22 protein-coding genes are annotated in these 23,414 nt (G+C 52.2%); 5 read left to right on the forward strand and 17 right to left on the reverse strand.

The window, feature by feature from the left end:
* The 12 genes from ACB034_RS18210 to ACB034_RS18265 all read right to left on the reverse strand — a co-directional run bounded on the left by ACB034_RS18210 (position 1) and on the right by ACB034_RS18265 (position 13,880).
* Positions 1 to 1,191, reverse strand: coding sequence for a glycosyltransferase family 2 protein (locus ACB034_RS18210; RefSeq protein ID WP_371173420.1), 1,191 nt, complete (start codon positions 1,189 to 1,191; stop codon positions 1 to 3).
* Between the two features lie 52 nt (positions 1,192 to 1,243).
* The gene (locus ACB034_RS18215; RefSeq protein ID WP_371173421.1) at positions 1,244 to 2,713 is read right to left on the reverse strand and encodes a glycosyltransferase; all 1,470 of its coding nucleotides are present in this window, start codon (positions 2,711 to 2,713) and stop codon (positions 1,244 to 1,246) included.
* Positions 2,714 to 2,858: 145 nt separating this feature from the next.
* Positions 2,859 to 4,076 (reverse strand): glycosyltransferase, encoded by a 1,218-nt coding sequence (locus tag ACB034_RS18220; protein ID WP_371173422.1) that lies wholly within the window; start codon positions 4,074 to 4,076, stop codon positions 2,859 to 2,861.
* Entirely contained in the window at positions 4,073 to 6,478 is a 2,406-nt protein-coding gene (locus ACB034_RS18225; RefSeq protein ID WP_371173423.1) for a hypothetical protein, read from the reverse strand. Before ACB034_RS18225 ends, ACB034_RS18220 begins: the two co-directional genes overlap by 4 nt.
* Positions 6,479 to 6,501: 23 nt before the next feature.
* Positions 6,502 to 7,665, reverse strand: a complete 1,164-nt coding sequence (glf, locus tag ACB034_RS18230; RefSeq protein ID WP_371173424.1) for a UDP-galactopyranose mutase — start codon at positions 7,663 to 7,665, stop codon at positions 6,502 to 6,504.
* Positions 7,662 to 8,615, reverse strand: a complete 954-nt coding sequence (locus tag ACB034_RS18235) for a glycosyltransferase family 2 protein (protein WP_371143192.1) — start codon at positions 8,613 to 8,615, stop codon at positions 7,662 to 7,664. The genes glf and ACB034_RS18235 overlap by 4 nt, the downstream gene beginning before the upstream one ends.
* Before the next feature lie 170 nt (positions 8,616 to 8,785).
* A complete protein-coding gene (locus tag ACB034_RS18240) occupies positions 8,786 to 9,976 on the reverse strand; it encodes an acyl-CoA reductase (protein WP_061475463.1) in 1,191 nt (396 codons plus the stop codon).
* Positions 9,955 to 11,010, reverse strand: a complete 1,056-nt coding sequence (locus tag ACB034_RS18245) for an acyl-protein synthetase (protein WP_026456382.1) — start codon at positions 11,008 to 11,010, stop codon at positions 9,955 to 9,957. The genes ACB034_RS18240 and ACB034_RS18245 overlap by 22 nt, the downstream gene beginning before the upstream one ends.
* Positions 11,007 to 12,365, reverse strand: a complete 1,359-nt coding sequence (locus ACB034_RS18250) for an AMP-binding protein (RefSeq protein WP_371173425.1) — start codon at positions 12,363 to 12,365, stop codon at positions 11,007 to 11,009. Before ACB034_RS18250 ends, ACB034_RS18245 begins: the two co-directional genes overlap by 4 nt.
* A complete protein-coding gene (locus tag ACB034_RS18255; protein WP_371143196.1) occupies positions 12,362 to 13,111 on the reverse strand; it encodes an SDR family NAD(P)-dependent oxidoreductase in 750 nt (249 codons plus the stop codon). The genes ACB034_RS18250 and ACB034_RS18255 overlap by 4 nt, the downstream gene beginning before the upstream one ends.
* Entirely contained in the window at positions 13,111 to 13,344 is a 234-nt protein-coding gene (locus ACB034_RS18260; protein ID WP_119196731.1) for an acyl carrier protein, read from the reverse strand. The genes ACB034_RS18255 and ACB034_RS18260 overlap by 1 nt, the downstream gene beginning before the upstream one ends.
* On the reverse strand, positions 13,341 to 13,880 hold the full coding sequence (locus ACB034_RS18265; protein ID WP_371173426.1) for a GNAT family N-acetyltransferase: 540 nt from the start codon (positions 13,878 to 13,880) through the stop codon (positions 13,341 to 13,343). Before ACB034_RS18265 ends, ACB034_RS18260 begins: the two co-directional genes overlap by 4 nt.
* Before the next feature lie 153 nt (positions 13,881 to 14,033).
* Here ACB034_RS18265 and pseF point away from each other — a divergent pair, with 153 nt between their 5' ends.
* The 5 genes from pseF to ACB034_RS18290 are packed head-to-tail and all read left to right on the forward strand — an operon-like array spanning position 14,034 to position 18,588.
* On the forward strand, positions 14,034 to 14,729 hold the full coding sequence (gene pseF, locus ACB034_RS18270) for a pseudaminic acid cytidylyltransferase (protein ID WP_225632861.1): 696 nt from the start codon (positions 14,034 to 14,036) through the stop codon (positions 14,727 to 14,729).
* On the forward strand, positions 14,719 to 15,990 hold the full coding sequence (pseG, locus tag ACB034_RS18275) for a UDP-2,4-diacetamido-2,4,6-trideoxy-beta-L-altropyranose hydrolase (RefSeq protein ID WP_371173427.1): 1,272 nt from the start codon (positions 14,719 to 14,721) through the stop codon (positions 15,988 to 15,990). The genes pseF and pseG overlap by 11 nt, the downstream gene beginning before the upstream one ends.
* 6 nt (positions 15,991 to 15,996) lie before the next feature.
* Positions 15,997 to 17,043 (forward strand): pseudaminic acid synthase, encoded by a 1,047-nt coding sequence (pseI, locus tag ACB034_RS18280; RefSeq protein WP_371173428.1) that lies wholly within the window; start codon positions 15,997 to 15,999, stop codon positions 17,041 to 17,043.
* Positions 17,036 to 18,328 carry a motility associated factor glycosyltransferase family protein gene (locus ACB034_RS18285; RefSeq protein ID WP_371173429.1) on the forward strand — a complete coding sequence of 431 codons (1,293 nt, stop codon included), beginning with the start codon at positions 17,036 to 17,038 and terminating at the stop codon, positions 18,326 to 18,328. The genes pseI and ACB034_RS18285 overlap by 8 nt, the downstream gene beginning before the upstream one ends.
* Positions 18,325 to 18,588, forward strand: a complete 264-nt coding sequence (locus tag ACB034_RS18290) for a hypothetical protein (RefSeq protein ID WP_268854789.1) — start codon at positions 18,325 to 18,327, stop codon at positions 18,586 to 18,588. The genes ACB034_RS18285 and ACB034_RS18290 overlap by 4 nt, the downstream gene beginning before the upstream one ends.
* A gap of 101 nt (positions 18,589 to 18,689) precedes the next feature.
* Here the strand turns inward: ACB034_RS18290 and ACB034_RS18295 are convergent, their stop codons facing one another.
* The 5 genes from ACB034_RS18295 to ACB034_RS18315 are packed head-to-tail and all read right to left on the reverse strand — an operon-like array spanning position 18,690 to position 23,380.
* Complete coding sequence (locus tag ACB034_RS18295) at positions 18,690 to 20,795, reverse strand: 6-hydroxymethylpterin diphosphokinase MptE-like protein (protein WP_371173430.1); 2,106 nt, start codon at positions 20,793 to 20,795, stop codon at positions 18,690 to 18,692.
* Positions 20,795 to 21,097, reverse strand: coding sequence for a hypothetical protein (locus ACB034_RS18300; RefSeq protein WP_371173431.1), 303 nt, complete (start codon positions 21,095 to 21,097; stop codon positions 20,795 to 20,797). Before ACB034_RS18300 ends, ACB034_RS18295 begins: the two co-directional genes overlap by 1 nt.
* Positions 21,097 to 21,522 (reverse strand): flagellar export chaperone FliS, encoded by a 426-nt coding sequence (fliS, locus tag ACB034_RS18305; RefSeq protein WP_042025520.1) that lies wholly within the window; start codon positions 21,520 to 21,522, stop codon positions 21,097 to 21,099. The genes ACB034_RS18300 and fliS overlap by 1 nt, the downstream gene beginning before the upstream one ends.
* Positions 21,523 to 21,541: 19 nt before the next feature.
* Positions 21,542 to 22,936 (reverse strand): flagellar filament capping protein FliD, encoded by a 1,395-nt coding sequence (fliD, locus tag ACB034_RS18310; protein ID WP_371173432.1) that lies wholly within the window; start codon positions 22,934 to 22,936, stop codon positions 21,542 to 21,544.
* A gap of 12 nt (positions 22,937 to 22,948) precedes the next feature.
* The gene (locus ACB034_RS18315) at positions 22,949 to 23,380 is read right to left on the reverse strand and encodes a flagellar protein FlaG (protein ID WP_124238375.1); all 432 of its coding nucleotides are present in this window, start codon (positions 23,378 to 23,380) and stop codon (positions 22,949 to 22,951) included.
* Positions 23,381 to 23,414: the final 34 nt, after the last annotated feature.

Genomic DNA, 23,414 nt, shown 5'->3' on the forward strand with positions numbered 1-23,414 from the left:
TCAAATAACCTTTTTTGTCCGTGATTGCAGCCATTTTTCAACATCGTCAGAATACATATTGACACCATATTTAGAGAATGCAGCATCTGCTGAATTCTTAATCGTTTTAATATCGTATCTTACATTATTATATTCATTATCAGATGGTCGAGCATGATCATGGATCATATAAAAATCAGATATGTTTGCAACCCTTACACCTCTTTTTAAGAGAGATATAGAAAACACTATGTCTTCAAACCCAATGAACATATCTTCATCAAACATCCCATGAGAAATAAAAGAGTCAACATGATAAATTGCAGAACCACCAAATAGGAATGAACCAAAAACGATCTTTGAACTAATGGTGTTTTCCACAATTAATCTATGACACCCTCCAGGTGTAAATGGTGCAACGCTGACATCATCTCCATTAATGACAACATTTCCACCAAATGAATATATTGTATTTCCATCACCATTTAACAATGGTAAATTTATATATGGTGTTTGAAAGTCAACAATAGTCTGACAAATAGAATAAAGCGGATTATCGATAAAGAAAATGTCGTTATCAACGAAGAAAGCCCATTCTTTCGTAACATGTTTCAGAGCGCAGTTTCTACCTTTTGCAACACCATAATTCTCATTGTTTAAGATTATTTTGTGGTTTATGGTGAAATCGTCCAAGTAGCTCTGCAAATTAATTATTTCATCTTGTTTAGAGCCATTATCAAATACAATTATTTCTCCAGAAAAGTCTGGCATTCTATCTTTTATTGACGTCAACAGTCTAACTGTCATATCAACTCGCCCGTAGGATAGAATCACAATGGCAAGATTTTCACCATTGATACCAGTTGGTCTATAGAACAGTCCACTACTATCTGAATGTGACATTATTTTCGATTGGTTAATCTTAACTATTGATCTGAGCAAAACTATTTTGTGAGTTGGCACATGCAAGTTCAGCAACTGTTCATATATTTCATTCTCGAAGGAGCTAGCAATTATTATAAGATCATAACTAAGATATATGATTTCTTCTGGTCTTCTTATAAGAGTACCGTCTAATTCATTTGAATCACAATGCACGTTGTTATCAATGAAGGATATGATATTAAATCTATCTATCAGTTCTTTCTTATTCAGCTTATAGAGACTTCCTGTACCAAATATAAGGACATCTTTTTTATTTACCATATTCATGCGTTCACCGAGAGCATTGATTTCGTGGATAAATTATAAATCTCTATACGAACTAATATACTGATTTATTTATAATCTCATTCCATTTTTCGACTTCATTTTGACCCGATAAAAGAATTTGCCCACAAACAGATTTAAACTGTAATACAGCCTGATGCATTGGGGAATTAATAAAATATGTAAATGCACTCACCAATCCACTTTCACTATTATCACACAAATAACCATAACTGCCATGAGCCACCATGTCAGAGTTGCCTTCACAATCAGTGGCAATAATCGGTATGCCAAGGATTATGGCCTCGCCAATGGCAAGTGGATGTCCCTCACTAACTGAGGACGACACTAAACATTGAGCAGACTTGATATATGGATAAGGATTTTCTTTCTTCCCCAATAAAATTATATGTTCTTTCATTCCTAATGAAGATATCAAATCACCCAAAGCTGATTTCATGGGGCCATCCCCGATAATAATTAACTTTATATCTTCCAGACTATTTCTTTTAATCTTGGCAAAGGCACAAATTAACTTATCGAACCCTTTGACCGCAACCAATCGCCCAACTGCAACGATATATGGAGATGAGATTTGTGAATCATTCTCCATGTTGGACATGCGAGTAATAGTTTCAATATCAAAAATATTTCCTATGATGCTGGACTCACAACCTTGCCATCCGATTCTCTCATTAAAGCCATGCTTGACAGAACCAGATACAAAGATCATGTGATCGATATTGGTATAAGCATCATATTCTGCTTTCAATGATGCATAATAAGGAGCACTGACATGATGAGAACGTAGGTTTGCATGTACGCAAGCGACTTTATAGATGCTATTTATTCCTGAAACAAGATAGGTAGAAAGCCCTTCAATATATGCAATAGCAACATCGTATTTATTTCGACAGAATAACCGGGAGCATATCTCCTTGACGGGGAAATGCATAAAAAAGCAACGAGAAAGTAGCCTGTTTTCGATAGATGAAAATATTTCTATTACTGGAACTAAATGACTAAGAACATTAAAGTATTCCCCCCCCCCTTCAATGACAATCACAAATACTTTTTCTTTATCTTCAAGCCTACGGCATAAATTTAATAATGCTCTCTCAGCCCCACCATTTCCTAAAGAGTTCATTACTATCAATTTTTTCTTTGTTAATGATAATAATGATATCCTATTTGTTGCTCGCATAAATTCGTCATGCGCAACTAAATAATGAGCCACACTCTCGCGAATCAAAAGATCATCATACACATTTACAATAACATTATCATCTATACCAAGAGAAATTAGTTTTTCCTTTATCTCCTCAAAATACATACTAGTGATAATAATAAGTTCGAAATTCAGATAAATAATATCCGAAGGAGATATAATCCTAACCCCATCATTCAATTTACCATGTTGTTTTATGTCATTATCTGAAACAGCAACTAGTTGATAGTTGGATTTTATAAACGGTGAGAATGCTCTAAACAAGCCACCAGCACCGAAGGCAATCACTTTCTTCATAATTATACCCATCAAGCTAATTGTGATTCAGCCAAAAATACAAAATCATTCCGATATGGCCCATGATTTTTATAAAGTTATGGCACGATAAACGGGACATGGCTCTTCATCTTAAATTTTGGTTAGATAAATATTTTTCATGTTCTCACCCTGCTTGCCATGTAGCTATCACTTTTTGGTAAGCAGCCAAATGTTCTGCCAACATAACACTCTTACTGTGATTAGCTGTTATCCAATCTCTTGCTCTCATACCTTTATCTATACGTTCAGGGAAAGAAAGTAGTGCAATATCTAATGCTTTTGCCAAAGCAGTCACATCACCTGTTGGTACCAACCATCCTCTTTCATTATTTCCCAATAACTCAGGTATTCCTCCAGTTGCATACGCTACCGTAGGCAGGCCACAGGCCATAGCTTCCAATAACTGCAAAGGCTGGTTATCAGCCAGGCTTGGCATCAGTAATAGATCTGCCTGGTGGTAATAACTAGCTAACATACTCTGGTCACTGATATGGCCAGTAAAGGTCACGGGCAGCCCTTCAAATCCTAGCTTGGTATTATTATCTGCTTCACCGATCACTATTAACTTATATTTTTGATGCTTTGGAATAAGTTTTAGAGCTTTTATTGCATCACCCACACCTTTATAGAGACTAGAAAGTGATGCAGCAGCAACAACTAGGACTGGTATCTCTTTGCATGCTCTCGAAACATAAATAAAAATATCTGTATTTACTCCATTTCGAAGCAATAAAGGAGGTTTTCGTATATGACCGCTATCCAATGCCCACTGCTGCAACCAGCGAGAAGGCGTTGCCAATGTCAGCTGTGAGACATCAAGAGCCTGCTGATTCAGGCGCCTCTTCAAACGGCTGTAATCAAACCGGCTGTCCAATGGCCATTGGCCATGTTGTGGGCAATCACCACAGCCACTACGATAATTGGTACAGTTCAAAGGATTAATACAGCCACCCGTGAAGGCAGAGCAATCATGCTGAGTCCACAGAACAGGCATCTGCTTAGCCAGTCTCTGCACACTCCAACTGGACATAGCTGAAGAGATATCGTGGACATGAACCAAATCAAAATTAGCCGGTAAATTCTGCCAATAAAGATTGGGCCATTCAAAAGGAATGACATCAGGTGCAAACCAACTTTTGATATTTCTGCTGTAACGGTAAAAACTGCGCTGCCAACGCTCACCATAGAGGCGACGACGATGTGTGTCATAACCGCTGTGTGTCCACGAAACCCAATGGACTGTCTCATGTCCCTGCTCCCTGAATCCTTCTGCCAAGTCTTGTGCGATACGGCTGGCCCCCCCCCCAGCAGCATCAGCCTTGGACAAAAAAGCTATCTTCAAGGTCTGACCCCCTTTATGGCGTAAATAGCGGGACACGGTAAATTTTGTTCTTGGTAATAACGAACGATGCCTTCTACGATAGCGACAGAGAAGGCCGCCGAAGCAACCAGATATTGGCCACAACCATCTCTGGCAGCACGAGCCAGTGGCACTATCTCCCTGTCCAGCACCCTTAGGCCATGAAGTGCTACATTGCTGTCGACAACAAAATCGATCTCTATTCCCCTCGCCATCGCCTCCTGAAGCATCTCATGCCCCAGCTTGCCACCACCATAAAGGGTTGCCCTTCTATGCCCAGCCAGCTTTATCTGTTCAAGTAGGGTGACACACAGCAGCTTGTGCTCCACATCATTAAATAAAACCCGACGCTGAGCTGCCAATGTGTCGGGATGGTGCCGAGTTACTACCCCTTGAGGCCAACGCACCCCACGACTCTGGTAGCCCCATTGCTGACGGGCCTGACGAAGAAAATCCTCAGCCCCAATCAACCTTAACAACTCTTCATCATACTCTGCACAAATGCGACCATATGAATCAGAACCGGCATTGTCATCAAATAACAGATCCCCAAGGTATTTTGCCTCCTGTTTTGTTGGCAACTCCAATAACCTCTGAATATGTTTTAGCTCTACTATTCGAACTTCTTCGCCAGTGAACCAATCATTATCCACATACTGACAAGCATGGGAAAAATGTTGCCAAGCCAGATCAACACCTTTGGAAAACTCCTCCAACAATAACTCCTGTTGCGGATCGTAAAAGGCTCGGCCCAGCAATGGCGAGACTGTACCATCTTGAAGACGCTGGTAACCTAACGTGGTCTGATGGCGACCCGTTAGCAATATTTCTATAGGCTCAGGACTGCGGTTAAATAACCGTAACAAAGGCAACGATTCTGATGTATGTGGCATAAATACAGCATATCGATGACCATGGCGTCTGTGTTTGGCCAACTCAGGTACAGAATATAATAGGTAATTGAGTGTTATGCGGTCAGCCAACTCACCTAAACTATCGGCCAACCACGCTAAAGAATTTCCTCCTGGCCCCAGATCCATCATCGCGACTTTCTGGTGTCCATGCCATAACGAGGAGGTGTAGTCCCTCAAACAGGTTCTTGCTTCCTTGCTTGCTTTGCGTGCAGCTTCCTGCACCGATACCGAGAAAAGATATTCCTTGAGCACTTCCTGACAGGGAATATCATTGAGCATTTTCGGTAAGTGCTCTTGCAAAGCTAGCGGTACCTCCGGTAACGCCAACTCGTCTATCAGTGCAGCCAGTGAAAATTGGCGACGACTGCAATATTGTCTGAGAGCCGGCTCATTTAATTCTCTCATGGCTGGAAGAAATGCGGCTCGTCTGGAAATATAAAATGGCTTAACCTTAATATTTGCATCTAACAGAGAAATCGCATTTTCCAGTAGTGGCGCTAAAATTGCCCCTTCTCTCATTATTGGGCAAATCAGATTTATCCCTTTTGCAATGGCATCTTTGACAGCCCAGAGCGCGAAAGCACAAAGCCCAGGACCCAAAACACTCGCACCGAAATAGCGAAAAAAAGCTGCAGGCTCATCCTTTAATGGATTAACAAAATGACCAAGCCGGCGAATTGAATGTAACGGGTCTTGCAAACAATCCATCCCCAATAACATTTCATGCTGTCCGATAACTGTTGGCAAATGAATGTGTTCGAGATAGCAGCTTATCAAACCGGTTCTTTTAGCCTGTAGATGGTCAGCTGTCAGGTCATCCCCTATATGTAATATCCGTTCAGGCATTTTCCCGGTAACTTCCAATAACCTCTGGAACAGAGTCCCCGTACCTTTGTTGGCGTCTTCTTCACAGGAGAGAAAAAGATCGATCCCTGATATATCGATCCGAGCCTTGGCTAATAATCGCTCAATGAAATCGCGGGGAAAATATGTATCACTGGTCAGGCAGAACCTAATGTTATTTTCCTGCAGTTGCTTGATTAGCGTACTGCTGTAAGGGTTGGCGAAAGAATAAGCATATTCGACATCTAATTCCAGTGCCATTAATTCAATTATCGGCAATGTTACCGGAGCCTGTTCCCATATCTGGGACAACGTCACTTCAGTGCTTTTGCCTACACTCAAACGCCTTGCTTCATGCTCCAAATCGATGCGCAATTGAGCAAAGTCTGCAGGTGATATGGATTCATCCAGTAACCCTAAGGAAATGGCCTTACGCCCTAATTCAAGAAAAAGACTTTTGGGATTAATTAAGGCTCTATGCAGCAGAGTATCAAAAATATCAAAAGACACTAGTGCATAGCTGTGCCATGCGATCTCAGATAATTTTGATGGCAATTTCCAATTTTCCTGACAGGTCATATCCATACCTACTTTGCATCGTATTTTTACTTGTTCTTGTCTACTCATACCAAAATTCTTAATCGGTATTTTTATGTATGATGAAGGACGCTACGAATAAATTTTTTCAATGCATTTGAAATCGCATCATCCATATCGAAATAACGGTATTCGGCCAAACGCCCCAATGCGATTACTTGTGGAAATTGAGCTAACTCGGTACAACAAGCAAGGTAGCGTTGCTTCGCATCATCGGTAAACAACGGGTAGTAAGGCTCGAGCCCCTGTTCTGACTGATAGTCACAGGGATATTCGTACACAATGCTGGTGCCGGGATGTACCTGCCCGCTGAAATGCTTGAACTCGGTGATCCGCGTGAAGGCTTCTTCATTCGGATAGTTGACGGTGGTGACAGGTTGAAATTGTTCCTGCGCCAGATGCCGATGCTCAAAACGCAGTGAGCGATATGGCAGGCAATTCCCCTCTGCCGGCAGCAGATGATCCAGCATCCCGGTATAGATCAAGGGGCCGTCAAACGGCGCTCCATCCAGCAGCACCTGCTTATGCTGCCAGTCCAGCTTGACATGCTGTGCCATGGGGGTCGACAGCCTCACGTCAATCAGCGGGTGCGCGAGCATGCGCTCAAACATGGCGGTATAGCCTGCGGCCGGCACCGCCTGCCAGGGATCGGTGAAATAGCGATCATCCCGACTGACCACCACGGGTACCCGCGCCGTCACCTCGGGGGAGATCTGCTCGGGCGGTACCCCCCACTGTTTGCTGGTGTAGTTGACAAAAGCCTTCTGATAGATGAAATCCGCCAGTTCACCCAGCAGGGGATCCTGTTCCTTGCGCAGTTCGAGAATCGGCACTCTGGCGCCGTCCCCGAACCGAGTGCGCAGTACCTCAATCATGGCGCCAGCCTTGTCGGCGGGGAAGCAGCGTTCGATGCTGGTCAGGTTGAACGGGATCGGCACCAATTGCCCATCGATGCGTGACAACACACGATGCTCATAAGGCTGCCACTCGGTAAACTGTGACAGGTAATCCCAAACCGCCTTGTTGTCAGTATGGAAAAGGTGCGGACCATAGCGATGGATCAATACCCCATGCTCGTCATGCTCGTCGAAGCAGTTGCCTCCGATGTGGTCGCGCTGTTCCAGCACCAGCACCTTCCAGCCGAGCTGGCTGGCCATTCGCTCAGCCATGACGACACCGGATAGGCCGGCACCGATGACAATCGCCTGATAACTCATTGAGAAGCCCCGAAAAGCTGTTGCGTCACAATAGTGGGTTGAGCACGATTCTCCCAGGCCAATTGATGTCGCTCATCGAAGAACCAGTCATCCACCACGGATTCATTGATGAAGCGCTCGAAACGCGCCACATCGCCTTGCTTGAGAAAATAGAGTGCCGTCGCGAAACGGTAGTGCGCCTTGCCTGCCGCGATAACAGAATCGGCGATCCCGAATGGACGCGCGTTATCACAGGCTTTGAGTTGATCAGCCAGTACCTGTTCCCGCCGCTCTGGCGAACGCTTGGTTTGTCCCCCAAAGCTATGGGTGTGGATCCGGTAACGTCCATAAACCTCCGGAATGCCATCGACGCTCCCCTTGCCATACAAGGCGTTGAGGATGTGCCACGGATGGTCGAGGATGATCTTGCAATCGGCATCCACCGCCTCCTGCAAGTGAGGATGGCGCCGAAAGGCGATCGAACTGGCATTGGGGAAACAGCCATAGCGGATCAAGTGTTCTGCACTGGCCTTGCGGGGAATATAAGCAGCATTGTAATAATCGCGGCTGTAATGGGCCGTAACCTCTTCTGTTTCGCTGTCAAATACCTCTGCCTCGTGATAACAGAGCGCACAGCCGGGATGGACATCCAGATAGTCGGCCAGCACCTGCAACTTGCCAGGCAGAGCAAGATCATCACCATCGACGTAGGCAATATATTCACCTCTCGCCTCGGCAAGCAAGCGTTTCTGGGTCTTGGCCAGCCCCATATTCTGCGGATTCTGCAATGCCCTCAGCCGCGGCCACCGGGCAGCCAAGCGCTGCATGATGGACCAGGAACCATCGCTCGAGCCGTCATCGATGGCGATCACTTCAAAATCGAAATTGGTTGTCTGCTCGAGCAGGCTGAGCAGGCAGGGTTCGATAAAGCGCTCCAGGTTGTAGACCGGCACCAATACGCTGAGTTTCATGACGAGATCCAGGAAAATGAGTAGAAAAGAAGCGAACGGGGGAAAATCGGCAAGGCTACCGCACGGTCTGTGTCAACCTTTCTCCCCCTTGATGGGAACTTTTACTGCAAAGCCTGTGCCAAATAAAGTTAATTCATTGAAATGTCTGGTTTTTTGTGAGATCGCAACCATTATTGCGCGTTTGTGTGCCCACGGCTGCACACTCGCAGCATATTGAGCCCATCCCAGTGCCATTCGAATGCCAGTGCCTGCCCTGGTGCCACGACCCTGTCGATGCGACAGGCTGTTGCTTCTACCAATGCGGCTTCGCACTGCGCTTTTTGTTCGCCCACCCAGACACAGGTTTGCATGTCCCAAGGCTGTTTCAGCAACTCAATCAGGTTATCGGCCACAAATTCGGCAACTGTACCTCCCCCGATATGAGGGAGCCGCAGCGAAGTCGCAGGAGTCAATAAGGTGACGCCCGGAAGTGTGCTCAACTGAATCTCACTCGCCATGGCGGCATTTTGTTGACTATTGATGAGGCGCTCCATGGCCAACGCGGGAGCCTGGGCGAAGGGAGCAAACACAGCCTCCAGCACATGCCGGCGCAGGTCATTATCTGGCTCTTCCAGCCAGCAGAGGGTTGTCGGCGAGGCGCACGCCTGTTGATTGAAGCGGGTACAGTCCTGCTGCAAGGCCGACAGCACTTGCTGCAATCGTTCTGGCGCCAGCCCTGCCAGCCAACGACTGTCGAGCACCGCCATGGAACGGCGATCCGGAAACACCACTTCCTGGGCATTCGGGGAGAGCGGAATGGCTCGCACCCGGCGGATGGTTTCATCGCCACCCCAGACGATGCGCAGGCGACAGCGCTCCGACAGCCAGGCGGTGATCCCCTCGTCATGGCCGTAACGCACGAAGCGGGTACGCTCGGCAACAGGGCGCCACCCGGGTTGTTGAAACAGCTCGTTCAGGATGGCCAGCATGGCCTCCTGCATCGGATCAATCCGTGATGAGAGACGCACCACCGAGCTGTTGCCCGTCAAGAGCGCCATCAACCAGGAGTAGAAGGCCACTGTCGGGACGTTGGAGGGCACCAGATGAAAAACCATACCAAGCGGCATGCGCCCCGCCATGCGCTTGCGCTGCTCATCAATATTCCTCGGGCGAAGCCAGAAACCCAGCGCGGCCAGATCGGGATAACGCCGCCCCTCCTGCTGCAAACGGGCCGACAGCGCTGCCACAAAATTGCAGATGACGGGGGCAAAGCAGGGCAAGGGTTGGGCAATAAAACCACGCCAATCCGCCAGAGGCGCCACGAAGCTGACCTCGGGACCGCCCTGCCACTGCGAAGGGGTTACTGGAAGGTGTCGCTGCATCCTCTCACCTCGGCGCCCGGCTGGCGCCCTGATACATGAAAATAACGGCCACGGCGGCCACAAGGGCAGTCATCCTCTCCCAGCAAGACACCAAGATCTTCAGTTAGCAAGCTATGCCCCGGATAACTGCCGGGAATGGCCGAGAGCACCTGCAACAGGCCCGGCGGGCCCATCCCCAGCGGTTGATGGGTCAGCGGATCGCGCACCAGCAGATCGGCAAACACGGGGGCATGCAAATGCCCCTGCTCGCACTCGACGAAGACCGAGCCCACCTGCTCCACCATGCCGTAAAAATTGTGCACCCGACGCAAACCCAGTTGCTGGTGACAGCGCTGCTTGAAGGCCGGATTATCCACCGCCAGATGCTGCAATTTCTTCCAGCCCCCGCTGTGAAACAGGACGCCCTCGGCAAAGGGCAACTGTATACCACGCTCGCGTAGCGGCTCCAGCAGGCACTGCCACACCATGAAGGTAAAGCCAAACAGTAACACGGGCTGACCGGCGTATTTGTCACAAAATGCCTCGATGACCGGCCAGTTGGGCCGCATCTGCTCATCAAGGGCATAGGTATGATCACGCCCGAGGAAGGAGAGCCCCAGGGCCCCCGCCCCGCGAGCCGAAAAACCGCTGCGATTCTGAATAAGCGCGGGTTGCTCCACCAGCAACATGGGCAGACGCTGCTTGCCGACAAACTCCTGCAGGATCTTCACCAGCACCTTGCTCTGCAGGGCGGCGGTCTCCCGATCCAGCACTATCCGCGACGGCGCCCCCGTGGTGCCCGATGAGGTCAGTACCTTGAATACCTCCTCCTCTGGCACGCTCTGCCATTTGGCCAGTTTGAACAGGCGCGCGGCGAGATAGGGTAACTCAGCGTAAGACGTAGCTTGCCCCCAGCCAAAGGCCGACAAGATATTGGCGTAAGGGGGACAAACTTGCTGATGCCGGGCAGTCAGCTCGTTGAGGCGCGCCAGCAACAGAGCCGACTTCTCCTGCTGGGCAAGGTCGAAAACGGGGGACTCCAGCAACTTGTTCATGATGCCTCCAACAGGGTCAGCAGGGCCGGGTAATCAATCTTCATATTGCTGCGTCGTGGCAGAGGCTGCATGCGAATGCGAACGCAGGAAGGGGGTACCATCAACCAGCGGGCAACCTCGACCTGCAGCACATCGCATGCAACCCCTTCCCCTTCGATGGCTACCAGCAGGCGATCGTCGCGACCGGTTGCGGCGCAGGAGTGGCCCCGAGCCTGCAACCAGCTCTCCACCTCGGCCAGACTCACTCGTTTGCCAAAGAGCTTCAGGAAGCGATTAAGACGCCCGGTCAGGTAGAACCGTCCGGCCTCGTCGCAGCGGGCCAGATCGCCGGTAAAGAGCGCCTCTACTTCACGCCCGCGCGCCAGCTCAGCCCTGCCTTCGGCATAGCCAAGCATGACGTTGGGGCCTTCATAGACCAGCTCTCCCTCCCCTTCGGGCAGTCCCGGCTCGGGGCGCAAGGAGAGATGCCCTCCCGGTACGGCGCGGCCGATGGCATCCGGGGCAACCAACACTTCGTCATGCCCCAACCAGGCGATGCGCGGCGCCGCCTCGGTCTGGCCATACATGACAAAAAAACGACGCCCCAGTGACGCAGCCTGATGGGCGAACTGGCTCGCCAAAGTCGGTTCGAGGCGTCCACCGGCTTGGGTCAGGGTCATGAGACTGGGGTAACGGCGCCAGTCAAAACGCAAACGACTCAGCATCTGGAAAGTAAAAGGCACCCCGGCCACGCTGGTGACCCGATGGGCATTGACCTCCTCCCAAAACTGGCGTTCGAGAGGGCTGGCCGCGCTCTGCACCAGCGAGGCTCCCACCAGCAGATGGCTGTTGAGCACCGACATGCCAAAGGAGTAGAAGAGCGGCAGGCTGGTGATCGCCCGCTCAGCTTTGTCCAGCGCCAGATACTCGGCGATGGCGGCGGCGTTGGCATTGAGGCTCGCCCGGGAGATCCGCACCCACTTGCTGGATCCCGTGCTACCTGAAGTGGGCAGCAGCAAGGCAAGCTCTGGATGCAAAGCGGGTGCCTCGCCAAGGTGCACAAGGCCGCCTTCCGACGTAACAACCAAGCTCGCGCCAAACCGTTCGCACAGGGCACGACGCGTCTCCTCGTCCTGGGCCGGATCGGCCAGCATGACTGCATGACCATCACGCAGGGCCAGCAGGTAGTGAAGCAGGTGACGAGTTGAGGTCACAAAGGGCAGATAGATCAGCTGACGCCCGCTCGGGTAGGCCTTGGCGAGCCGTGCTACCCGCTGCGCCAGCTCGCCGTAGCTGAGCCAGCCTTCATCGGGATCCCGCCAGGCAGGGGCGCTATTGCCCACCACCAGATGGGTTAGCAAGTCGGGCGCGCTCAAATCAGCATGCCTCCATCGACCCCGATCACCTGACCGGTGACATAACGGGACAGATCCGAGGCCAGGAACAGGGCCACGCTGGCGACCTCGTCCGGCGTGCCGATGCGCCCCATGGCGATGCTGGCTACCCGTTCGTCAAACTTGGCTGGCGGCAGAGAGCGCGCCATATCGGTATCGATGAAGCCGGGGGCGATGGCATTGACCCGGATCTGGCTCGCGGCCAGCTCTTTGGCCAGTGACTGGGTAATCCCGATCACCGCCGCCTTGCTGCCGGCATAGACGGCTTGGCCGGCATTGCCTACCCGGCCAATGATGGACGCCATGTTGATGATGCTGCCCCCGCCGGAGCGTTGCATCAGGCGAGCCGCATACTGGCTGCAATAGAGGGTGCTGTAACTGTTGGTCGCGAAGGTGCGCTCTATCTGCTGCTGCTGGACCATGCCGAGCAGCGCATCGTCCAGCACCCCTGCATTGTTGATCAGCACGTCCAGCTGGCGGGTCTGGCCAAAGAGTTGCTGGAAGGCCTGCTTGACCGCCTGCGGATCGGCCACATCGAAGCAAAGCGGTATACAAGGCACGCCAAACTCGACGCCGAGCGCCTCTACCATCCGGGTGATAGCTTCCTCATCGCGACCATTGAGCCACAACTCGGCGCCCTGGGCGGCAAACTGCCGGGCGATGGCGAGACCGATGCCGCGCCCAGCGCCGGTGATCACTACCCGTTTCCCCTGCAACAGGCCCGTCATCAGAGGGCGACACCATATTTGGTCAGGATCTCCCGCGCCTTGGCGACCGAGCTCATGTCGATGATGTCATCGGTATCGAGCAGCACACCGTAGTGATCCTCCAGCTGGGCAATCAAGCCCATATGGGCGACGGAGTCCCACTGGGGGATCCCCTGATAGCTGAGCGCATCGGAAACCTGTTCAAGCTCGATGCCCAGTGCATCGGAGAAAATCTGTTCTAGTTGCATCATCAATACCTTATAAAACGAGCGATTTTGGCGCGAGCGGCGAAATAGGCCTCCCGCTCGAGCACATACAAACCGAGGCCATCCTCCCGCGTCTCGTAAAGACGGTAGCCACACGCCTCGTGAAAGCGGACAGAAGCCTGATTGTTGGCAAATATCTTGCCAAACAGCTGTGACAGACCCAGCCCTTCAAAGGCCAGATCATTGAGGGCGAACGCAACGCAGAAGGGCACTATGTTGTTGCGATACTCATCGACATAGATATACATGCCCGGTTCACAATGCCCGGCGTCACGATTGACTTTGATAAGAGAAGCGACCCCGATGGGCTGATCTTTAAACCAGACCAGATAATAAAACTGATCCTGCGCGTGCTGCAGCCTGGCAAACCACTTCTGCTGCATCTCCCTCGTGATATGGGTCTTGTCCAGCATCAGGTCGGCAATCTTGGGATCGTTGCGCCACTGGCGCACCATCTCGATATCATCCTGTGCCAGCGCCACCAGCTTGACCCCGTAGCGGGCAAACTCTTTCAAACCTGTCATATCACTGTCCATTTCACGGTGATTTTCAATTATCTCTTTTGCCATCAATGAGTTCAATCGAAGATCCTGGGTCATGCCAACTGTCATCATTCACGGATTCAGGGTTACAATCCTGCTTATTACTGTCATATCGGCTTTTCATGGAGAAACTTCATGGCCATCGCCATCATCCCGGCCCGAGGGGGCAGCAAGCGCATCCCGCGCAAGAATATCCGTCCCTTCTGCGGCCAGCCCATGCTCGCCTATGCCATCAACGCCGCCAAAGCGGCAGGGTGTTTCAGCCAGATTGTGGTCTCTACCGATGATGAGGAGGTCGCCTGCGTGGCACGCCAGCTCGGCGCCGACGTGCCCTTTTTGCGCGCCGCCAACCTCGCCGACGACCATACCGGCACCACCCCGGTGGTGATCGATGCCATTCGGCGACTCGACGAGCTCGGTGTCACCAGCGATCACTACTGCTGCATCTATGCCACCGTGCCGCTCATCCAGGCCGATGACCTGAAGGCGGCCCACCAGCGACAGCTCGCAAGCCAGGCTCCCTTCGTCTATTCGGTGGCGGAATTCGGCTTTCCCATTCAGCGGGCAGTGCGCATGGATGAGCAGGGACGCGTGACTCCCTTCTGGCCAGAGCAGATGGCCAAGCGCTCTCAGGATCTGGAGCCCGCCTATCAGGATGCGGGACAATTCTACTGGGGCAGCCGCGCCGCCTGGTTGGGCGGCATCAGCCCGGTGGGCGGAGAAGGAATAGGACACATATTGCCAAGGCACAGGGTGGTCGACATCGATACGCCGGAAGATTGGCGCCTGGCCGAACTGCTCTATCGGGTATTACACCAGCATGACGTTTGATATTGCATTTCGACTCGACGCAGGCCCCGAGATAGGGCTGGGTCATCTGATGCGCTGCCTGGCCATCGCCGATCGGTTGCAGGTGGCGGGGGCCGAGTGCCACTTTCTCTGTTATGGGTTGCCGGCTCACCTGCAGCCTCTGCTTAAGCTGCACCACTACCACCCTCTGGCTGCGCTGGATGATGCGGGGCCCCTGTCCCAACTACGACCGGCCTGGCTCATCGTCGATCACTACACCATCGACCAAGCCCTTGAAGCCTCGCTGGCGCGCCACTGTTGTCAACTGCTGGTGATCGACGATCTGGCGGATCGACCGCATCACGGTCAGCTCCTGCTGGACCAGGGACCTCTTCGCACCGCAGCCAACTATCAGCCCCTGATACCAGACAACTGTCGCCTGCTGCTGGGAACCGATTACGCGCTGCTGCGCCCGGCCTTCCGACAGCTTGCACGCCAAGAGATCGCTCAGTGGCAACGGGGGCTCATCTGCTTTGGCGGCGCCGATCCGGCCGGCGCCTGTCTCACCACCCTCAACAGCTTGGCTCGTCTACCCTGGGCCCGCACCATCCAGTGGACCCTGGTGGCGGGCGGCGCCAACCCTTTCTGGGACGAATTGCAGCAGAGGGTTGCCGAGCTGCCCGAACTTGGCATCGACTTGTTGCGCCAGAGCGATCAGATGGCGCAGTTGATGACGCGACACGATTTTGCCATCGGTGCCGCCGGCGGCATGACCTGGGAGCGCGCCTGCCTCGGCCTGCCAACCCTGGCGGTGCCCATCGTCGACAACCAGCAGTTCAATGATGAGGTGATCGACCGCCTCCAGTTGGCCGAACGCCTGACGCTAAGCGAGCTCGCTGACCCCTCGCGGCTCGCGCAGGCCTTGTGTTCACTGGAACAAAAGGCCGAGGCGTATCGCCAACGCGGTCAGCAGCAAGTGGATGGCCTCGGGCTCGATCGCCTCACCGCCTGGCTGCTGCCGCAAAACGGTTATCAGCTGCGGCCCGATGGTCAACGCTGGCAATTTTTACAAAAAGATGGAGGGCAGGAAGAGACATGCCTGCTCACCCTTGAGCTAAGCGGTCAGCAGTTGGCCTGGCAGGCACACCAGCCACTCAAATCACAAGACTGGCAAGAGCTGGCATATCGCTTGCTAAAGATTTTTTCCCAATTCCCACTTTATCTTGCCAAACCGCCGCAAGATGCGCCTCCAGCCCCCTGGCAGTCGGCGCCACAAGGCTGGCAACTTGGCACAGGAACCTGAACACAGATGCAGATTGCTCATCAATCCATCGGCCCGACGCAGCCCCCCTATGTGATCGCCGAACTGTCGGCCAACCATAACGGCAACCTGGAGCGCGCCCTGGCGATCATGACCGCCGCCAAGGAGGCGGGAGCCAGCGCAGTCAAACTGCAAACCTATCGCCCCGATACCATCACCCTCAAAAGCGAGCGACCCGAATTCCAGATCCATGGCGGCCTGTGGGATGGCCACAGCCTTTATGACCTCTACGAATGGGCCCATACCCCCTGGGAGTGGCATCAGGCATTGTTTGCCAAGGGGCGCGAGCTGGGGCTCACTGTATTTAGCAGCCCGTTCGATTTCAGCGCAGTCGATTTGCTGGAATCCCTCGATTGCCCGGCTTACAAGATTGCTTCCTTTGAGTTGGTGGACCTGCCCCTCATTCGCTACGCCGCCCACACTGGCAAGCCCCTCATCATGTCCACCGGCATGGCGAATGAGGCCGAGATCGCAGCCGCTGTCGAAATGGCGCTCAAACACGGCAACGGCCAGCTGGCGCTGTTGCACTGCGTCAGTGGCTATCCGGCGCCCGCAGCCGAATATAACCTGCGGGCCATCCCCATGCTGCGCCAGCGCTTTGGCGTCCAGGTGGGGCTTTCTGATCATACGCTGGGCAGCGCCACCGCCATCGCGGCGACCGCGCTCGGCGCCACCCTCATCGAGAAGCACTTCACTCTGGCCCGGGCGGATGGCGGACCGGATTGCGCCTTCTCCATGGAGCCCGCCGAGCTTGCCGAGCTGGTTGCCTCGGTCAATACCGCCCAGGCAGCGCTCGGCGTCGCCGACTATCAGCTCACCCCGAGCGAGCAGGGCAACCGCGCATTTCGCCGCTCCCTCTATCTAGTCAAGAATATTGCTACCGGAGAGCGCCTGACCGAAGCCCACATCAAGTCGGTTCGGCCCGCCCTTGGCCTGCCCCCAGCCGATTACGATCGCCTCCTCGGCAAGCGGGTTACCCGGGACATGAGCGCCAACCAACCGCTGGATTGGGAGTGGATAGCACAGGATGAATGAGGAACTGTTTGCTCGCCATGGCCAGCTTATCAGCGAGCGCTGGCCGACCCTCTGGCCCCGCCTGTTGGCGCAAGATGTAACGCACCTCCAGGTTGAACTGACCGAGGGACTGGGTTCCACCCTCAGCGTCGACGGGATCCAGCTCACCAGCCGTCACGATAGGGTAAAAGAGGCTGAACTACAGGCCACCAGCCTGCCCGAAGAGCCCGTACTGCATATTTATGGCACCGGGCTTGGCGATCTGCCCCGCGTGCTGTTGCAACGCAGCAGCTTGCGCCGTCTGGAAGTGAAGATCATGAATGGCGCCCTGTTTGCGCTGGTACTGCGCCTGCTGGAGCAGGATGACTGGCTCGCTGATCCCAGGGTCGTGCTCACCATGGCGGGAGATGACCAGGAGATCCGGTTACCCTTCTTCGCCCTGCCGGCCGAGCTGCTGCTGGTCGACGATGCTGCCGTCCGCATCCGGGATCGGCTGATCAGCGAGATCAACCTGCCATTCGTCAATCGGCGCTTCAAAGCCGATGACCCAGAACGCCTGGCGCGACTAGAAAGCAATCGCGAGTTACTGGCGCACGATGCCGACGTGACCAAGCTGTTTGGCTCCCGACTTGACTGCACAGCACTGATCATCGCCACCGGCCCGACACTGGCACGTCACCTGCCCTATCTGGGCGGACTTGCGAAACTACCCACACGACCACTCATCATATGTGTCGATACGGCCTACAAGACGCTGCTCGCGCACCACATCAAGCCGGATCTGGTCGTCACGATCGATCACCTGATAGGTCAGGACAGGCTGCCAGCTCACGGCTCCGAAGAGGTCAAGCTGGTCTACTTCCCCATGCTGCCCCATGAGACGCTGGCCGCCTGGCAGGGGCCGCGCTATGGCGCCTACTCGATGAGCCAGACCTATGAGGCCCTGCGTACCAGCTTGCCCAGAGGCGTGCTGCATTCAGGAGGGAGCGTGATCCACCCGGCCGTGGATCTGGCCGTCAAGATGGGGGCCAACAATGTCATCTTGATGGGCGTCGACTTCGCATTCCCGGGCAATCAAACCCATACCGGTTGGCAAGATGGTTCACTTGGCCCGAGTGCCCATACGGCGCGTCATTGGGTGCACGATGGCCATGGCAACCGGGTGGCCACGACCCTGAACTTTGCCAGCTACCTGTGTGAGCTGGAGCGCTACATAGATCGTCACCCCGAGGTTCGTTTCTGGAACACCTGCAAGGATGGTGCGCATATCCAGGGCAGCCACTATCACCCGGAGATAACCCAATGAGTGCCTCTCTGACAGCCCAACTCACTGCACTGGCGCAACGTTTTCGCCTTGGCTTGTCTCTGGAGGCAATCCAGACTCTTCCTGCCTTGCTGGAGCAAACCGCATCCGAGAGCCTGAGCTGGCCAGCACAACAGCAGCAACTGCTGCCCGTGCTCATCAAGCGCATACTGGAGCAACAAGAGCGTGAAGATTGGCTGGCCCTGGCTGACGAACTCGAATATGAACTCATCGCCCTCTTCGAAATGATCGACAAGGGGTGACGCCCTCCCCGGCTTCACGTTCTACACCTCATACAAAAAAGCCCTCCATCGTCTCTGACGGGAGGGCTTTGATTGTTCTGACAGCTCAAGATGTCAAAATATTATGACAACTGATAAGCCAGACTAGGCACAGCCGCAATGTGTCTTCCCTGGATATAATCGAGGGCATGGGGATAAATCATTCCCATACGGTCAAGAAATTCCACAAAGAGATTCCTGTGCTCATTGACACATGCCATGCACAAGGTTTCATCATCGTTGAAATAGGCTATCGCCAGATACAGGGTAAACATGCCGTTGAGAGAGCCAAACAGTATGTTGTGGATATGAGACTGCCTGCTTTCACGGATCACGTTGATATATTCCATGCTGCGCTGCATCGCCTCCACCAGCATGGCCCGTGAGGCAAAATCGGCAGCCCAATCCTGTTTCATCAGTTCCATCACCCGTGCAAACAGATCAACGTCAAGCAGCGGCTCGATCGCATCACGAGAGGTATCCACCGAGATGGCCATGTCGTTGTAGATATAATCAACCAGCACCTTCTTATCAAGCATGGATGGCAAATCCACAATATCCCGGCTCTTCAGCGGTTCACAACCCTTGATCAAAGCGCCATCGGAGCAGTTGTATATGTTTGCATCCGGGCAATGCTGAACCAGAAATTCAGCCATCATCACAGAGGCAGAAAATAGCTGATTGGTTTGCACTTCACCGCCAAAGTTGGCAGGCCTGATATTGTCAGCCAGCGCCAACGCCATATCTTTATAAGCGGCGATAGGTTTGCCCTTGTCATCATAATAACCGCTCAGACGGGAGTGATGGTGCTCGGCAGACTTGAATCCATTATCAAGTCCGAATAGATAAACGCGTTCAAAACCAAGGTGCAGCGGCAAACTGATCCCCAGGTTGCCCACCAGCGGATTGATGCAACTCAAGCACTGCAGTTCTGCCGCCCAGTCAAAATGATTGCACAACAAGACGTAAAGCGGCTCGTCAGCCTTAATGCCAAGTACATATCGTTTGAACATACGCTTGGTATCGGCATGAATGACATCCGGGGCAATCATCAGGATATCCTGCAAATATTCGCTGGCATTCATCTGGGCAAGATGTGCCGCAACCATGTTGACCCGCTCGACTGCAATATATATGTCTGGCGTAATGCCCGCCCTATAGAGCGAGGAGATTGCCGTACCGCATGCAATCAATATGGCCTGATGCTGATGCGCTCTGATAAATTCGATATCCGCATCCAGCGACGGGCCATTGGCGATGACAAAGACTGGCGTTTTTTTGAGGGATGTGGGCAGTCTGTTTTTCAGACTCAGAAAACGGGCGCCGGCAAGGATATTGTCAACGCCATTTGCGAGGCCAAACAGGCTGTCATCAAAAAAGCCCCATCCCATCGCCAGCGAATAGAACTCTTTGGCAATTTGAGCTTGTAGCGATGAGAGCACTGCTGATTGGTAGTGGGACATGCCAAACACTTGGGAAGATAAAAATGCACCTTTTTTATTCACCGCATCCTTGAGGTCCTGCATGATGACATGTTCATCCTGCCCCAGAAAGATGTGAATACCCAGTTTGTTTTCAGCGATGTAATCCAGCAATGGCGCCCAATCAAAACAGAACAAGGATGCGTAGAAAAGATCCAGGTTCGGTTCAAAAACAAACAGATTGGCGATGTTCTTGCGTTCGTAGAGATATCCCAACTGATAGCCAAGGCCCAGGCCAAACATAAGCATCAGTGGAATATCGTGAGGAAGAGTCTCAGTGTTGGCGGTATTCTGTTTGCTGAACTCGGCAATCACATTCTGCAATGCATTGGTATAGAGAAAGTGCTGCTGCTGGAAAGGATCCCATTGCCGCTCGATGCCAAATTTTATCAATCCACCGGATGCCAATGCGGCTTCGATCTGTTGCAGGCATTCATCGAATGGATCTTCGCCATATAAAATATGGCCGCTCTCCTGCCAACGCAGATTGGCAATACCATTCTCGATACAAAAAATCTCAAAATCGGCGCTTGGCTTGTAGGATGAAAACTGCTCAGCTATCGAGGGAATATATTTCTGGAAGGCGTCGATATTCTGTGAAAAACGAACCGGAATTAGTTGTGCCAATGCAATTTCTTGCTGATGTTGCAATGTCAAACGTTGCAGCTCATCTTCCGAACGATTAATGATATCATTTAACGATGGCATTAGAACTCTCCACGGTTTTTATTATATGACGCCAACGCTTTGCTGCTTCTGCTGAGCAATGAAATTGATTCAGCCACTTCATTTTTATGTTGGGAAAGCGTGTCGACAATCTGAGCATCCAGTTCAGACACCTGCTTAACAAATTCGCTATAGTCGACTTGAGGGTCACGATGGGCAATCAACTTGTCGATCACCGCCCGTCGTTCGTCTATCAGAGCGGTAGTGAGGTTTTCATCCTCACCACCCAGCGATACTATGATGCGTTGCGTCAGCCTGATGATTTCATTGCGAAGATCAGGCATCAGGAGAGCTCTCCCCTTTCACGGCGCATCGCATACGCTTTTTGCTTCTCCTCTTCCGGCACCTGATCCCAGGCACTCTTGATGGGAAGCATCAGCCCGATGACCTCATCAATCGCAGCGATATCCATATTCACGGATGCATCAAGCAAACGATCCTTCATATAGGCATACAAGCCATAGAGATCATTGGTAATGCCACCCAGTTCCATATCAAGGGAGTCTTGCAGGCCATTCAATATGGCGGTAGCCGACGAAATCAGCATCGATTTTTGTTCGTAATCCTTGCGCTCAATGGCTCCCTTGGCCTTGGCCAAACGCTCCAGAAAACCCTGCATGAGCAATTGAATGACACGATGGGGATCGGCCACCGACAATTCGGCCTCAAGTGACGTAGCTTTATATGCTTTAATGTTTCGCTGATACATAACACCGTCTCAATTAAATTTACATCAACATGCCAGCCAAGGCATTGGAAGAAGAGTTCATCTTGGCGATCATCACATCGAGTGAAGCATATTTTTTGCGCAAGCCTTCTTCATAAGTCACCATATAGGAATTGAAGTCGGTTCGTTTCTGCGCAATGTCTTTCAATTGGGTATTAATCCCGTCCTGACGCTGAGCCAGCAATCCGGCAGACTTGGTATATTCCTTCATCTGCGGGTCAATGCGCTTGGCCAGACCATCACTGCCGGAAAACAGTGCAGATACGCCATTAAAATCCGACTTCAATTTGTCATCGAGTTTTGTGGAGTCAACGGAGAGTTTTCCATCCTTGTCCATCTTGATGCCGATATCAAACAGCGACTTGATGGCCCCACTGCCTGTCTCACTGGACAGCTCTTTAAAGAGGGTATTCCGGATTGCAAACAGCGTCGGATCACCGGCGAGTTCACCCGGGTCCCCGGTTCGATTACCACCGACGATCACGGGCCTTTTGCCCAATGCATCCATGGTCGTTTGCAAATCATTGTAAGCCTTGACGAAATTATTGATGTTTTCTTTGGCTTTATCGATGTTGTCTTCGACAGTGACCTTGGTTTTCTTGGAGGTGACCCCGTCAGACTCCTTGTCACTGACTCGCAGTACAGTGAACTTCAAGTCCTGGATAACGTTGTCAAAGGTGTTGGAGGAGTTGGTCACCTCCACGCCGTCGATGGTCACCTTGGCATCGACACCATTTTCCCGATCAAAAGATGAAGAGGGGCTGCTTGTATCGAATTTCTGCAGCTCTGGCGTACTGGCCGTGATTTGCAAATTGCCGCTACTGCCGGTGACGGACGATTCCAGCACGAGCTGGGACTGACCATTGCTGGTGATGATGTTGGCCGATACGCCAAAATTGCTGTCACTCTTGGCATTAATCCGTTTGCGCAGCTGTTCGAGGGTATCCCCCGCCTTGACATCAACCTCGAAGGACTTGTCACCATCGGTAAAGGTCAACTTGCCATCGGCAGTGGCAATCACGTCTTTGGGCGAACTGAATGTCCCAGACTGAGACGTGAGCTTGGTCCCCTTGGCCAACTGATCCACCTGGATATCATACTTGCCCTGACTGGCTGTATCCGTCGCCGTCATGTTCAGCACCGGATTGGTCGTATCCTGGCTTATGGTGACCTTGCGCCCCGCAAAGTCGGTCGGCTTTGCCAACTTCTGAAGGGCTGTATTGAAGGTGTCGATGGCTGATTTCAACTTGCCGACACCAGAAAGCGAGGTTTTCAGGTTGGCCTCACGGGTCACAACCTGTTTTTCAAACTGGGCTTTCTTTGCATCTAAAGATGCTTTGATGAGATCTTCCAGTGGCAAGCCGGATCCCACGCCAGCAGATGTTATCGAGCCCATACAAACCTCCCTCTACACAGATTTATCAAACAGCAGCCCTTTGCGATGACTCTCATCGAGCCCCGACTGCTCAAGTTCACGAAACCGCTTGGATATGGACAGCAACTCTTCGCTCGGGATCTGGCGGATCACCTCTCCCGAATCCTTGTCCAGCAGCTTGACGATGGTCTTGCCAAGCTCATTATCCTTGGAAATATTCAGATACCATCCTTTGATCGATACGATCGACTGCAATTCTTGTACCTGTTCTTCCAAAGATGCTGATTTTGTTTCCTCTTTGGCGGCAGCTTCCTGTTTTGCTGCCTCATCCAACTCTTGCTGACGCTTCTTCGCCACATCCTCTTTCTGCTGCGCCAAAACAAAAGCAGTAGCCTCACGGCTACTGCTTTCAGTTTTTGGAAAAGCATAGGAGGAGGCCGAGCCAAGGTTTACTTCATTTGCCATGATGTCCTCCAACTACTTTCCATACCTGTTCATC

Source organism: Aeromonas sp. S18(2024) (assembly GCF_041402525.1).
GTDB classification, from domain to species: domain Bacteria; phylum Pseudomonadota; class Gammaproteobacteria; order Enterobacterales; family Aeromonadaceae; genus Aeromonas; species Aeromonas enteropelogenes.

Bases quoted from the DNA above. Each gene is read 5' to 3' on its own strand.
- ACB034_RS18255 (WP_371143196.1), bottom strand. From the start codon at position 13,111: ATGACGGGCCTGTTGCAGGGGAAACGGGTAGTGATCACCGGCGCTGGG.
- fliD (WP_371173432.1), bottom strand. From the start codon at position 22,936: ATGGGCTCGATAACATCTGCTGGCGTGGGATCCGGCTTGCCACTGGAA.
- fliS (WP_042025520.1), bottom strand. From the start codon at position 21,522: ATGTATCAGCGAAACATTAAAGCATATAAAGCTACGTCACTTGAGGCC.
- ACB034_RS18215 (WP_371173421.1), bottom strand. From the start codon at position 2,713: ATGAAGAAAGTGATTGCCTTCGGTGCTGGTGGCTTGTTTAGAGCATTC.
- ACB034_RS18265 (WP_371173426.1), bottom strand. From the start codon at position 13,880: ATGACAGGTTTGAAAGAGTTTGCCCGCTACGGGGTCAAGCTGGTGGCG.
- ACB034_RS18240 (WP_061475463.1), bottom strand. From the start codon at position 9,976: ATGCAGCGACACCTTCCAGTAACCCCTTCGCAGTGGCAGGGCGGTCCC.
- ACB034_RS18245 (WP_026456382.1), bottom strand. From the start codon at position 11,010: ATGAACAAGTTGCTGGAGTCCCCCGTTTTCGACCTTGCCCAGCAGGAG.
- ACB034_RS18285 (WP_371173429.1), top strand. From the start codon at position 17,036: ATGAATGAGGAACTGTTTGCTCGCCATGGCCAGCTTATCAGCGAGCGC.
- ACB034_RS18290 (WP_268854789.1), top strand. From the start codon at position 18,325: ATGAGTGCCTCTCTGACAGCCCAACTCACTGCACTGGCGCAACGTTTT.
- pseI (WP_371173428.1), top strand. From the start codon at position 15,997: ATGCAGATTGCTCATCAATCCATCGGCCCGACGCAGCCCCCCTATGTG.
- glf (WP_371173424.1), bottom strand. From the start codon at position 7,665: ATGAGTTATCAGGCGATTGTCATCGGTGCCGGCCTATCCGGTGTCGTC.
- ACB034_RS18315 (WP_124238375.1), bottom strand. From the start codon at position 23,380: ATGGCAAATGAAGTAAACCTTGGCTCGGCCTCCTCCTATGCTTTTCCA.
- ACB034_RS18210 (WP_371173420.1), bottom strand. From the start codon at position 1,191: ATGAATATGGTAAATAAAAAAGATGTCCTTATATTTGGTACAGGAAGT.
- ACB034_RS18225 (WP_371173423.1), bottom strand. From the start codon at position 6,478: ATGAGTAGACAAGAACAAGTAAAAATACGATGCAAAGTAGGTATGGAT.
- ACB034_RS18300 (WP_371173431.1), bottom strand. From the start codon at position 21,097: ATGCCTGATCTTCGCAATGAAATCATCAGGCTGACGCAACGCATCATA.
- pseF (WP_225632861.1), top strand. From the start codon at position 14,034: ATGGCCATCGCCATCATCCCGGCCCGAGGGGGCAGCAAGCGCATCCCG.
- pseG (WP_371173427.1), top strand. From the start codon at position 14,719: ATGACGTTTGATATTGCATTTCGACTCGACGCAGGCCCCGAGATAGGG.
- ACB034_RS18295 (WP_371173430.1), bottom strand. From the start codon at position 20,795: ATGCCATCGTTAAATGATATCATTAATCGTTCGGAAGATGAGCTGCAA.
- ACB034_RS18235 (WP_371143192.1), bottom strand. From the start codon at position 8,615: ATGAAACTCAGCGTATTGGTGCCGGTCTACAACCTGGAGCGCTTTATC.